This window comes from Moraxella lacunata (assembly GCF_002027545.1).
Taxonomy (GTDB): domain Bacteria; phylum Pseudomonadota; class Gammaproteobacteria; order Pseudomonadales; family Moraxellaceae; genus Moraxella; species Moraxella lacunata.
The window spans coordinates 37,477-50,474 of the sequence record NZ_MXAN01000019.1 but is presented as its reverse complement, the minus strand read 5'-3'; the positions used below and the strand labels follow the sequence as shown (position 1 = coordinate 50,474).

Annotated in this window: 13 protein-coding genes; 9 read left to right on the top strand and 4 right to left on the bottom strand. The window is 43.4% G+C overall.

Annotated features, from left to right (window positions below):
- Window positions 1–2: 2 nt before the first annotated feature.
- The 8 genes from B5J94_RS03885 to B5J94_RS03850 all read left to right on the top strand — a co-directional run bounded on the left by B5J94_RS03885 (window position 3) and on the right by B5J94_RS03850 (window position 9,408).
- Complete coding sequence (locus B5J94_RS03885) at window positions 3–749, top strand: MBL fold metallo-hydrolase (RefSeq protein WP_211271045.1); 747 nt, start codon at window positions 3–5, stop codon at window positions 747–749.
- On the top strand, window positions 715–951 hold the full coding sequence (locus tag B5J94_RS14440; protein ID WP_211271044.1) for an MBL fold metallo-hydrolase: 237 nt from the start codon (window positions 715–717) through the stop codon (window positions 949–951). Before B5J94_RS03885 ends, B5J94_RS14440 begins: the two co-directional genes overlap by 35 nt.
- A gap of 54 nt (window positions 952–1,005) precedes the next feature.
- The gene (locus B5J94_RS03880; RefSeq protein WP_062501356.1) at window positions 1,006–1,539 is read left to right on the top strand and encodes an alpha-ketoglutarate-dependent dioxygenase AlkB; all 534 of its coding nucleotides are present in this window, start codon (window positions 1,006–1,008) and stop codon (window positions 1,537–1,539) included.
- Between the two features lie 324 nt (window positions 1,540–1,863).
- Window positions 1,864–2,877: an aspartate carbamoyltransferase catalytic subunit gene (locus tag B5J94_RS03875; RefSeq protein WP_062501358.1), complete on the top strand. Its 1,014-nt coding sequence runs from the start codon at window positions 1,864–1,866 to the stop codon at window positions 2,875–2,877.
- A gap of 312 nt (window positions 2,878–3,189) precedes the next feature.
- A complete protein-coding gene (locus tag B5J94_RS03865) occupies window positions 3,190–3,798 on the top strand; it encodes a tetratricopeptide repeat protein (protein ID WP_143821893.1) in 609 nt (202 codons plus the stop codon).
- Between the two features lie 185 nt (window positions 3,799–3,983).
- Window positions 3,984–5,135 carry a dihydroorotase gene (locus tag B5J94_RS03860; protein WP_062498298.1) on the top strand — a complete coding sequence of 384 codons (1,152 nt, stop codon included), beginning with the start codon at window positions 3,984–3,986 and terminating at the stop codon, window positions 5,133–5,135.
- Window positions 5,136–5,405: 270 nt separating this feature from the next.
- A complete protein-coding gene (locus B5J94_RS03855; protein ID WP_228144516.1) occupies window positions 5,406–7,523 on the top strand; it encodes a TonB-dependent receptor domain-containing protein in 2,118 nt (705 codons plus the stop codon).
- Between the two features lie 349 nt (window positions 7,524–7,872).
- Window positions 7,873–9,408 carry a mechanosensitive ion channel gene (locus tag B5J94_RS03850; protein ID WP_062498297.1) on the top strand — a complete coding sequence of 512 codons (1,536 nt, stop codon included), beginning with the start codon at window positions 7,873–7,875 and terminating at the stop codon, window positions 9,406–9,408.
- A 128-nt stretch (window positions 9,409–9,536) separates the two neighbouring features.
- Here the strand turns inward: B5J94_RS03850 and efp are convergent, their stop codons facing one another.
- Complete coding sequence (gene efp, locus B5J94_RS03845; RefSeq protein WP_062498296.1) at window positions 9,537–10,106, bottom strand: elongation factor P; 570 nt, start codon at window positions 10,104–10,106, stop codon at window positions 9,537–9,539.
- A gap of 100 nt (window positions 10,107–10,206) precedes the next feature.
- On the opposite strand from efp, the gene epmB reads away from it, so the two are divergent.
- Window positions 10,207–11,217, top strand: coding sequence for an EF-P beta-lysylation protein EpmB (gene epmB / locus B5J94_RS03840; protein WP_062498295.1), 1,011 nt, complete (start codon window positions 10,207–10,209; stop codon window positions 11,215–11,217).
- A 50-nt stretch (window positions 11,218–11,267) separates the two neighbouring features.
- Here the strand turns inward: epmB and B5J94_RS03835 are convergent, their stop codons facing one another.
- The 3 genes from B5J94_RS03835 to B5J94_RS15090 form a co-directional block, all read right to left on the bottom strand.
- Window positions 11,268–11,840: an FxsA family protein gene (locus tag B5J94_RS03835; RefSeq protein ID WP_062498294.1), complete on the bottom strand. Its 573-nt coding sequence runs from the start codon at window positions 11,838–11,840 to the stop codon at window positions 11,268–11,270.
- 139 nt (window positions 11,841–11,979) lie between these two features.
- Entirely contained in the window at window positions 11,980–12,429 is a 450-nt protein-coding gene (locus tag B5J94_RS14930) for a type IV pilin protein (protein ID WP_062498293.1), read from the bottom strand.
- A gap of 57 nt (window positions 12,430–12,486) precedes the next feature.
- Window positions 12,487–12,996, bottom strand: a complete 510-nt coding sequence (locus tag B5J94_RS15090) for a prepilin-type N-terminal cleavage/methylation domain-containing protein (protein ID WP_062498292.1) — start codon at window positions 12,994–12,996, stop codon at window positions 12,487–12,489.
- Between the last annotated feature and the right edge of the window lie 2 nt (window positions 12,997–12,998).

The following is a 12,998-nucleotide window of genomic DNA, read 5'->3' as shown; positions in this document are numbered from 1 at the left end:
TTGTGAACCTTTATACCACCGATTTGCCCTATTATCCCGACAAAGCCACAGGGCAAGGCGGTTTTGTGCGGTTTGACGGTTACACGCCAAAGGCTCGTTTGCCTATGGTGGATTTAAATCAGGCGACTTTTGGCCAGCCTGAAAACTTCACCTATTATTGGCTCGGTCATGCGTCCGCCATTTTGGAGCTGGACGGCGTACGCTTTTTGACCGACCCTGTGTTTGACAACGCCAACCCCTTAAATCTACCGCTCATCGCCCCACGCTTTCAAGAAGCCCCAATCACACGCCAAAACCTGCCTGCCATTGACGTTGTGCTGATTACCCACGACCATTATGACCATTTGGAAGCCACAACCATTCGCCATTTGGCGGATAAGGCAGAGCGGTTTGTCGTACCGCTTGGCGTGGGGGCAAGGCTAGAATCTTGGGGAGTGCCGTCTGAAAAAATCACCGAACTGGGTTGGGGCGACAGCACGCAAATTGGCAAAATCAAACTCACCGCCGAGCCGACTCAGCACTACTCATCACGCTGGACGAATGACCACAACAAAACATTGTGGGCGTCTTTTGTCTTTGAAGGGAGCAAACGGCTGTATTGGAGTGGCGACACGGGTTATGCCGAGCATTTTTCCGACATTGGCAAAAAATATGGCGAATTTGACATCGCCTTTATGGAGATTGACCGCCAACGCAGGCTGGCCAAAAACGCATATGTTTGCTCATCAATCGGTGCGGGCAAGCCTTGATTTAAATGCCAAAAAAATGGTGCCAATGCACTGGGGCGTGTTCAGTTTGGGGCGAAATCCGTGGTATGAATCCATTGATAATGCGGTCAAAAGTGCCAAAGAACATAACCTTGCCATTGACGTGCCAAAAATGGGCGAGAAATATACGGACGGTTTTGTGAATGATAATTGGTGGGAAAATAAGGCATTAAGAAGAGAGTGATTTTTTTGGGGTGTGGTATAATAAATTTATTTATAAATTATTTTAGGTGTTAATATGAATGCCCTTAATGAACCCAATATTACATTTATGCCAAATTTTATTGCCAATCCCCAAGATTTATTTGAATTGATTGAAAATACAACCAATTGGGATAATCGTCTGTCGGTGCGAAAAACGGCAAGTTTTGGCGTGGCTTATGAATATTCCAATTTATCCTATCCAAAAACAACCATGCCTGATTGGTCATTACCCATTATTGAACAAATAGCGGATAAATTTGGCTTTTTACCCAATAATTGTTTAATCAATTATTATAAAAATGGGCAGAATAAAATGGGGTTTCATTCTGATGATATAAGCCAAATGTATGAAAATACAGGCGTGGTTATCATCAGTCTTGGGGCGGAACGAGAAATTGTTTATCGTCAAAAAACAAATAAAAACAATGAATACCGTTATTTATTAACAAAAGGCAGTTTGCTGTATATGGACGATAAAGTGCAAGAAGATTGGTTGCACGCCATTCCTATGGATAATACCACAACACCCAGAATGAGTTTGACATTTAGAAAATTATTAAGTAGTTGATTAAATATAAGTAATTAAATGGTTAATTTGGAAAAACCCCATGCAACACCTAGAAACCTTTCGTATTTTTAATGACGAACAACAAATTTGGCAACATTCATCGGCAACGTTAAATTGTGAAATGAAGTTTGCCATTTAAATGACTAAAAAACCATCCAAACCAACACCCCATCTCTGTGTGTTTAGCCGCTCCCGCCTTTTTGTTGCTTGATTTGCACCCAAAAATATCATCAAGAACCATTCCCAAATCCGCCAAAGTTTGCTAAAATGGCTTAATTTGTTTTTAATTTGCCACAGTACAACCGCACACCGAAGGAAAAACCCATGACTGACATTACCGCCCGCCTAAACCAAACCCTTGCCCGCCCACAGCTTACCCCCAATGATGACACCAATATTCGCCATTTTATCGGCGTGGAGGGGCTGACACGCCCACAGCTTGAAGGGATTATTGATAAAGCGATGAGCTATTTTGATGATAATGGACGGCTCATTAACACCGATGAGCTGTCGGGCAAGACGGTGATGAATCTGTTTTTTGAAAACTCCACCCGCACCCGCACGACCTTTGAGGCAGCTCAAAAACGCCTTGGGGCGAACGTGCTAAACCTTGATATTGCAAGGTCAAGCACTAACAAGGGCGAGACGTTGCGTGATACGCTTTGGAACTTGGAGGCGATGAGTGCCGATATGTTTGTGGTGCGTCATTCATCCAGTGGGGCAGCTCATTTTATGGCGACCGAAGTTACCCCAAATGTGGCAATCATCAATGCAGGGGACGGCTGGCACGCCCATCCCACCCAAGCCATGCTGGATATGCTCACGATTTACCGTGAGGCGGACAAGCCTTTTGATGAGCTATCTGTGGCGATTGTTGGCGACATTAAGCACAGTCGTGTGGCTCGCTCGGACATCTCGGCATTGACGACTTTGGGGGTGTGTGATATTCGTGTGATTGCCCCTAAGACCTTGTTGCCAAAAGGCATTGAGCGGTATAACGTCTCGGTATTTGACAACATTGATAAGGGCGTGGCGGACGCTGATGTGATTATCGGTTTGCGTATCCAAAATGAGCGTATCGGCTCGCCCCTGTTGCCGTCCACGTCTGAATATTTTAAGATGTATGGCATTACCGAGGCTCGTGTAAAACTTGCCAAACCAAATGCGTTAGTCATGCACCCAGGCCCCATGAATCGTGGCGTGGAGATAGCGTCTGGCGTGGCGGACGGCAGTCAATCGGTGATTTTAAAGCAGGTCAATAACGGCATTGCGGTGCGTATGGCGGTCATGGCAATGGCAATGCGTGGGCAGGAATTGGTTCGGGGGCTTGTGGCGTGAAAAAAATCTTAGCCTTGATGCTGATAATTCTGCGGTATTTGAAATTACGGCATTCAATGGTCATCAGCTATTAACAGATGAACAGCAAGAAGTTCAGAAAGAATTAAATGCCTTAAAAATCAAGGCAGAAAAAGGCGATATTGAAGCCATGGGCGAATTAGCAGAATTTTATTTATATGGAGCTAATAGACTTCTTTCCAAACCCCGATTTTTGTGGATTTTTAAAAACCTCAANNTTTTTAGTTTGGAAAGAGATTTAATGAAGAAAAGGCAGTTTATTGGACAGACCAACTTGCCAAAAAAGCAGGTTCTGTGGTGTTTTATCGATTGGCAAGTGCTTATGAGACAGGTTGGATTGATGGCTTTAAAAGAGATGAAAAAAAGGCTTATGACTATTATTTAAAAATGGCGAATGATAACGAGACATTTGCCCAATTGTGGCTTGCTAATTATTATCATGGGCGAAGACAATTAGATGATGGCGTATGTTATTGCGGTAAAAGAGACTTTCAAAAAGCCTTAGATTGGACAACCAAAGCCTATAAACAGGGAGATAATAAGGCAAGTGGTTTGATTGCTGATTTGTATCGTAAAGACCCAGATGGTAATCGTGATTTACAAAAAGCCATTGAATGGTATCAGATTTCCATTAAACAAAATCAAAAAATCATAGTTAAGAAGGACGAGAGTGATACAAGTGCTGAGGTTCAAGAGGCAAGATTTGCGTTAAGTGGTGATTATTTGTGGCTTGGCGATATCTATAATGAATTAGAAGATTATGATAAAGCGATGTATTATTACCAACTAGATATCAATATGCCAGTTATGAGCCATGCCAGTCGTTCTTATTATCAGGTGGGGGCGATGTACGAATACGGTTTGGGCGTTAAAAAAGACATCAATCAAGCCAAAATGTGTTAAATCTCTTTCCAAACTAAAAATAAACCCTTATAAGTATTGGGGTTGAAGTTTTTAAAAATCCATAAAAATCAGGGTTTGGAAAGAAGTCTATTATAAAAAGGCTTGCACAAAAGGCATTAGTAAAGCGTGTGAGTTAAAGTAAGTCTAATTAAAGAAAATGACAGTGAATTAAAATAGGAAAACCCATGAAAAACCTACTTCCCCCCACTTGGCAAATGCCAAACTTAGATGATGTTAAGACGGACGGCAAATGGCTGATACCGCCTATCGTGGATTTGTGCGGACGTTTGCGTGAACCAGGGCATCAGTCGCATGGCACGCTAGCAAGCGAGGGTAAGACCGCTCGCATGAATGGCATTTTGCACGTTGTCTTACCACCCGACACTAGCCCTGTGCTAGAAAACGGCTCACTGTTAAAGGGCTTAAAGCAAAAAGCATGGGCGGACGGGGGCATTCATCTGCACATTTTGGGGGCATTGACCGCAGGGCTTGACGGCAAGCAACCTGCCAACCTTGCAGGGCTAAAACAAGGCGGAGCGATTGGCGTAACCAATTGTGCCAAAGGCTTTGAAAATGACCTAGTCATGCTCCGCACGCTAGAATATGCGTCCACCTTTGATTTAAAAGTGTTTTTTTATCCTGACGAGCCAAGCCTGTCGGCAGGGGGCGTGGCTCATGACGGCTACATTGCGTCTTTTCATGGCTTGCAGGGCATTCCGTGGCTTGCCGAGACCATTGCCTTATCCAAGCAAATCCTTATGGTAGAAGAGACGGGGCTGTCTGCTCATTTTAGCCAAATCACCTGTCGTACGTCTGTGGAGCTCATTCGCTGGGCAAAACAAAAGGGCTTGCCGATTACCTGCGATGTCGCCATGCACCAGTTGCACTTGACCGATGATGACATTGAAGGCTATAACGCCCACGCCTTTGTATTACCGCCACTTCGCTCCAACACTGACCAACAAGCCCTGATCAAGGGACTACAAGACGGCACGATTGACGCCATTTGCTCGCACCATGAGCCACTTTCAAGCAGTAGCAAACAAGCCCCCTTTGCTGAGAGTACGGCAGGGATTAGCAACTTTGATACCTTTGTGTCATTGGGTTGTAAACTTGTGGCGGACGGTATTTTGACCGCCGAACAGCTTGTGGAGAAAATCTGCACCAACCCTGCCAAAATCGCAGGGATTACAGATTATGAAACCATTGGCGGGGCGGTGCTGATTGACCCCAATCAGTCTTGGATGGTGAGCAAAGACACCATGCTATCAGCAGGCAAAAACACACCATTTTTGGGGCGTGAGCTGGTAGGACGGACTGTCCAAACATTTTTTTAAAATGAATTGATTATTTTAATTAAAAATTGATTTATCATTAAAATAATTAATCAAATAATAAGGCTTGCTATATGTAAGCCTTTTTTATTTATCATCTTATCCTAAAAAGGTATTTTTCCCAAAAGATATTAATTTTACAAATAATAAGAAATATTATTTACTTTTTAAAATAATCGTGTTAATATTATTACCAGTCTCTTACCAACGCTGATGCTCACACACTGATGTACGATGTGAGTCTCACTCCTTTTTGATACTTATGGTGATTTTATGACACAAAAGACCTTTGCACTACGCCATTTGACCTTTGCCGTCATTGGCACGATGACAGCGACCGTTGCCATGGCAGATACCACGAACGTGGAGCCGACGGTTCGCCTAGAACACGAGGTGATTAGCACTGACCGCCAAGGTGCGAAAATTAAAACCAATGTTGTTACCTTACGAGAAAAAGACGAAAGCACTGCCACAGATTTGCGTGGTCTGTTGCAAGATGAACCTGCCATCGGTTTTGGCGGTGGTAATGGTACTTCTCAATTTGTCAGCATTCGTGGCATGGGTCATAATGCCATCGACCTAAAAATTGACAACGCTTATCAAGATGGTCAATTACACTATCACCAAGGTCGCTTTATGCTAGACCCCCAGATGGTCAAAGTCGTTTCGGTACAAAAAGGGGCAGGCTTTGCCAGTGCAGGCATTGGGGCAACTAACGGTGCGATTGTTACCAAAACCTTAGACGCCAATGATTTGTTAGCCAATAGCAGTAACCCAAATTTTGGGGCAAAAGTTAAGGCAGATTACAGCAGCAATAAAGGTCATGGCTATGGTGCCAGTGCCTTTGGTAAAACAGATAACTTTGATTTTGTTGTCTCTGCCAATGTTGTCAATGACAGCAACTATAAAGATGGCTCAGGCAGAGAGATTCAATACAGTGCTTTGGATAAAAAAAGCTACTTAGCCAAAGCAGGTGTTAACTTAGGTGATCACAGATTATCTTTAAGCCACTTACAAGAAAGCCATAAAGGTGTACGCCCAGTGCGTGAAGAGTTTGTTAACTTTGATCCTAAAATCCAAGCGCCACATCAGCGTGATACTTATCAAAAATTAACCAACCTTGAATGGACAGGTAAAAACCTTGGCTTTGCAAGTGAAGTTACTGCCAATGTCTATCGCTTAGAGCATGGTCGTGATTCCCAAAGTGATTTGGGCAATACTTATGTCACGAACGATTCTCCTGAAAAGAATGATAAAAAATTAGCTGATACACCATCAAACATGCATGTGGTAGCCACAGGGGCAAATCTAAACTTTGACACCGAGTTCAACCACAGTCCATTAAAAGGCTTTGGTGTTGACCATACTTTATTAAAATACGGTATCAACTATCGCCATCAAGAAGCCGTACCGCCCAGAAGTTTAAACACTGGTGTGGTGCATCAAGAAAAAACCGATGCTGGCATTTATCTAGAAGCGGTTAACCATATCAATGACTTTACCATCAATACAGGCGTGCGTGTTGACCGTTTTAACTTTAAAGCCATGGACGGTAAAAAGGTTGAACAAACCGACATCAACCCAAGCTTTGGGGTGATTTATGATGTCAATCCTAACCTAAGCGTCAGCGGTAACCTAATCTATGCCACTCGTAGCCCACGCTTTGCTGATGCCATTTTAAGTCGTGGTTATCGTGGTGGTGTGATCAGTATTGATGACAATGCAAAAGCAGAAAAGGCACGCAATACTGAGATTGGTTTTAACTATAATAATGGACCATATACCGCCTTTGGTAGCTATTTTTGGCAGCGTGTGGATAATGCCAGAGCTACCGCTGATATAGTTCGTCATGGCACAACAGATGCTAAGGGTAAGCCTATTAAAGTACCGACACTTGGCAACCAAGGTCATCAGACCAACCACGGCTATGAGCTGGGCGTAGGCTATGCTGATGGGGCGTGGCGTGCGCGTGCTGGCGTTGCTCACAGCAAACCAACCATGCACAATGTCAAATTTAAAGGCAATCCTGAATATGCCGTGCGTACAGGTCGTACTTGGACAGCAGATGTCGCCTATCGCCTGCCAAACCCCAGCGTAGAGCTTGGTGTGAGACACACATTGGTTGAAGATGTAAGTGCCGAAGACACTTCAATCAAGAGCGGTGAATTTAGCAAATCAAGAGATGGTAAGACCATTTATAACCGTGAAGGCTATAATGTCAGCGACATCTATGCCAACTGGAAGCCTTATGGCAATGATAAGGTGAATGTGAATTTCTCAGTGAACAACGTCTTTAATAAAAACTATCGTCCGCACACTCAGAATGCTTCTGAAAACGCTTTACCTGGGGCAGGTCGTGATTTCCGTGTTGGCGTGAACTTCACTTACTGATTTGGCTGATGACCTAACCGATCTTTAAAATATTGTGTTTTCTCCACCCCCAACTTTCACGCTTGAAGGTTGGGTTTTTTAATCATCAAAATAAAGGATGAATAAAAAGTTTTGCTAACTATTGGTTATATCACCAACATTGTAGCGGACGTTTGCGATAAACTGATGGTGTTTGTGTGTTGTTTTGTTACTTTGTCTTGGCTTTTGTAAAGTTTGTGTCATCAAAAGCGATTATGATGTTATTGTATGACAGTTGGGGTATATTTTTTGCAACAATTGTTTGTCAGATTTGATTTGTAAGAATTTATCTGTATTTATTTGTCTTATGTTTTAATGTCAAGGAGCGTATATGCATCCAAATTCTTTTATGGTATTTAACCATTACATGACCAGTCCGATAGGCTCGGTCATTGGGGCGATTTTGATTTTCTTGGTGGGCTATTTTGCCGCCTTAATTTTTGGCTCTTTGACCAAAAAAGCCTTAACCAAAATCAACCTAAACCAAAAAATGAACGCCCAAACAGGCAAAAACTACGACTTACATAGTCTGCTTGGCAAAATCGTCTTTTGGTTCGTGTTTGTGATTGCCATCTCGGCAGCTCTCAATCAGCTTAATCTTGCCACCATCTCAGCACCGTTTGCCAATATGGTCAATCAAGTATTACTGTTCGTGCCAAATCTACTGGCAGCCGCTGCCGTGGGTGTGATTGGTTGGGTGATTGCCATTGTTGCCAAAAACGCCACATTGGTAGGTCTGTCCAAAACCACACTGGATGAGAAATTAGCCCAAGAAGCATCGGTCAAACCCATGAGTAGCACCATCGCTGACATGGTTTACTGGCTGATTTTGCTGGTGGTGCTAACCATGGTGCTGGGTCGTTTGGAGCTAAACGGACTGTTTACGCCACTGACCAACATGATTGATAAGATGTTCGCCTTTGTGCCAAACATCTTTACCGCAGGCGTGATTTTCTTTATTGGTTTTGTGGTTGCCAAGATTGTCAAAGGCATTGTAACCAATTTGGTCAGCTCGCTAAACATTCAAGCCCTAGCCACTCGTGCGGGTATCAGCGAGAAAAACAGCTTGCCAAACATCGCGGGTTCGCTGGTGTTCTTATTTATCATTGTGCCGTTTACCATCGCTGCCCTTGACGCTCTAAAAGTAGAAGCCATCAGTCGTCCTGCCACCAACATGCTTAACAAAATCATGTCTGCCTTGCCAAATGTCTTTACGGCAGTGGCGATTTTGGTGGTTACCTATTTTGTGGTGCGTATGGTTGCCGACATCATCAAGGGACTACTACAAAACACCCAAGTGGACGCATTACCTGCCAAACTGGGCGTGCAAGAAGCCCTAGGTGAGCAAAAAGTATCGGGCTTGGTGCGTGGTGGTATCATCTTCTTTGCCATGTTGTTTGCCACAGTGGCAGCGGCTGATGTACTAGGTTTTGTACAGATTGGCGATATCGTAACGAGCTTTATCCACTTTGGCGGTCAGATTATCCTAGGTGCGGTTATCTTGGTTATCGGTTTTTGGCTCTCTGGCGTGGTGGCAGGTGTGGTTGAGCGTTCACAGCAAGGCTCAAAATGCCTAGCCAACATCGTGCGTACCCTTATCATCGGTCTTGTGCTGGCGATGGGTCTAAAAGCGATGGGTATTGCTGATAGTATTGTAAACCTTGCCTTCGGTCTAACGCTCGGCTCTGTGGCGGTGGCGTTTGCCCTTGCCTTTGGTCTTGGTGGTCGTGAAGCAGCAGCTCGCTATCTGGCTCGCATGCAAGACAAGCTAGAAGCCGAAAGCGACAACAAAATCATCTTACCAACCGATGAGATGACCAAAACAGAAGTGTCATCAACGTTTGATAGCGATGATTTGAAAAAATAATCAGTTCATCACAAAAACCCAAAAGCGTCCTGCTTTTGGGTTTTTATTATCATAAAAAGCTCATCACGAAAATCCAAAAACAAAAAAAACAGCCCATTTGGACTGTTTTTTGTGTCAAATATCACACATTACACACGAGACAGATATTCACCCGTGCGAGTATCAACTTTGACCACTTCATTTTGTTGGACAAATAGCGGTACACGTACCACTGCCCCTGTTTCTAACTTGGCAGGTTTGCCGCCGCCGCCTGACGTATCGCCACGCACGCCAGGGTCGGTCTCAATGATTTCAAGCTCTACAAAGTTCGGCGGAGTAACCGACAGCGGTGAGCCGTTAAACAAGGTGATGGTGCAACGAGCATTTGAGTTCTCTTTTAGCCATTGCACTGTATCGCCCATCGCCGTTTTGTCAGCTTGCATTTGCTCAAAGGTTTCAGGGTGCATAAAATGCCAAAACTCACCGTCATTGTACAGATACTCCATCTCAGTATCCACCACGTCCGCCCCTTCTAGGCTGTCGCCTGATTTGAAGGTTTGTTCTAGGACTTTACCAGTTTTTAGATTGCGAAGTTTGACACGGTTAAAGGCTTGACCTTTGCCCGGTTTGACGTATTCGTTTTCTAGGATGGAACAGGGATTGCCATCTAGCATGACCTTTAAGCCTGCTTTAAAATCATTGGTAGAAAAACTTGCCATGAAAATTACCTTAAAATTACCTTAAAAATAAAAACCAAAATGCGTTATAATGACACACCTAACCGACTATTATACCCAATATTACTAAGTTTTGTCAAAAATGAACGACATTTTTTTTAATGAGCCAAATTGGCAAAAAGAGCTGTCAGATGCCGTAAGCGACGTGGCAAGCCTTTATCAGCTGTTAGAGTTGCCCCTGCCAGAGCAGGTACACACCCCAAATAAATTCCCCCTAAGAGTGCCACACGCCTTTATCAATAAGATGAAAAAGGGCGACCCAAACGACCCATTATTACGCCAAATCCTGCCTGACATTGCCGAGAGTCTGCCTGTGGCAGGCTATACCGCTGACCCACTTGGTGAGAATTCCCACAACCCAATGAAGGGCTTATTACACAAATACCAAAGCCGTGCCTTAATCACGGTAACAGGGGCGTGTGCGGTGCATTGTCGTTATTGTTTTCGTCAGCATTTTGATTATGGGGCGAACTTGCCAAACAGCCAAGACATTCGCCAAATCTGCCAATACATCGCCAATGACAAAAACATCAATGAAGTGCTATTAAGTGGGGGCGACCCATTGAACATCAATAACCGTCGTTTTAATGAATGGATTGGGGCATTGTCTAATATTGATAATATTAAGACCATTCGCATTCACACCCGACTGCCTGCGATATTGCCAAATCGTGTTGATGATGAGCTGATTGAGATATTGGCAAACTGCCCAAAAAACATCATCATGGTGCTACACATCAATCATCCCAATGAGATAGACGATGCCCTTGCCCAAAAATGCCAACGCCTAAACAATCATGGTGTGGTACTGCTCAATCAAAGCGTATTATTAAAAGGGGTCAATGATGATGTAGAGACATTGTGCCAATTAAGTCATGCTTTATTTGGTATTGGTGTGATGCCGTATTATTTGCATGTTTTGGACAAAGTGGCAGGGTCGGCTCATTTTGATTTGCCGATAGACAGAGCGATACAGATTTATTGGCAACTTTTGGAAAAATTATCGGGCTATCTTGTGCCGAAACTGGTGCAAGAGATGGCAGGCAAGCCCTATAAAGTACCGATTGATATTTATAAGCGACCCCCAACTTAAAATCACAAACAATCGCCCAATGTTATTGAGCGATTGTTTGTGATTTTAGCTTAGTCATCATTGGCTGATTTTTTAACTGTTTTGGCTTGTCCGTCAATGGTAGTGCCAGAGTTGCCATAATTGCCCCCAAAACCGCCAGTACCAAAGGGGTTTTTCTGCCCAAATGGGTTATTGGGGTTCATGCCCCCCATGCCACCAAAGGGATTTTGACCCCCCATCTGTTTTGCCATCATTGCCATCATTTTGTCTTGGTTGTTCATGGCGTAGTTTTTGGCTTTGGTTGTCAGCACTTTTTGAATGGCGGGTAACAAGAGCAAAAACGCCCCAATGTCAGTTAAGATGCCCGGCAGAACAAATAAAATCCCTGCAATGCCCATCGCAAGCGATTTGGTGATGGCAGACTCTGGCGGTTGATTGGCAGGGTTGGGGATAACGCCACTTTTCATCTGCTTGGCCATGGGATTTAGGGTACTGGCGGCTTTTTTGATGAGTGTCAGACCGATAAAAAACGCCACGACAAACCACAAAAAAACAAGCCAACCACTCATAAACTGAGCCAGCAGATACCAAATCAACATCTCAATGATGAACCACACCAAAGCAATGCCCACAATAACGCCCATATATTTTCCTTATCAGTTCATAAATTTAGAAATTTGGCAAAAAACGGCTCATGAAAATGGTTGATGGGTGTTGTTGCTAAGTCATCAATCCCTTTGAGCCAAAATAATAAAGCGACAGAATGCCCCATTTGTTAATTATTTAGTTAGTACAATCACTATTATGGCACATTTTACCATTGGCAGTTAAGGTTAATGCCCCATCTTTGGCTTTTTCCATCATACCTTTTGGCGTGGCGGTTAATTGCCAATTACTGGTTAATGGGTCTGGGGTTAAAGTTACGGCATACGTTGGATTGTTGCTGTCAGGATATAGTAGCATATTATTTTTAGCAAAGCCCAAAGTTTGGCGATTTATCTTTCTATAACTGCCATTTTTTAGTTTTTCAGATTCTATTTGTTGCCCCAATTCTTGTAGTTTGCTCATCATCTCAGTACGCTTGGTTTTAATCACGTATTTTTGATAAGAAGGATAGGCAATCGCCGCCAAAATACCGATGATTGCCACAACGGTCATCAGTTCAATCAACGAAAAGCCTGTTTGTGTTTTTGGTTTTTTTGTGGGGCGATTGTTTGACAATTGTTTTGGCATTTTTTACCTTTATGTGATGTATTAGCGTGATGTCCAATTTAAGCAATCTGTGTTAAATTACCAACTTGATGAATCGGTGCCACAGTTTTTATCACTTAGCAAAGCAGCAGGCGATTGTACCGCAACAGCAACGTTAGCGGTACAACGGAGTCCGTAACTGGTGATGCCAATAACTGGTAAGCCTGCTTTGACATCAATCGGTTTTGCCAACACCGCCCATTCATGACCATTATTTTGTAGATGGTATTGATAATATTGATCTGCTGTAAAATCTAAGCCAAACCCTGTGAATGTTAAACGACTGGCACGCCATTTGTCAGCCGTCAAAGCGATGTTTAGCAGCTGACTTTGGGTGCGTTCTATTTTATTTTTACGAATTTGTGCTTGATAGCTTGGCAGGGCAATGCTTGCAATGATTGCAATGATTATTAAGATAATCATAAGTTCAATCAATGTAAAGCCTTGCTCTGCCATCCCAATATTGGTATGGCTGACAATAACATTATTATCAACATCTCTTGACATCTTGGAGGTGATAAAATCACTGGCATGCGTCATTTTATTCATGG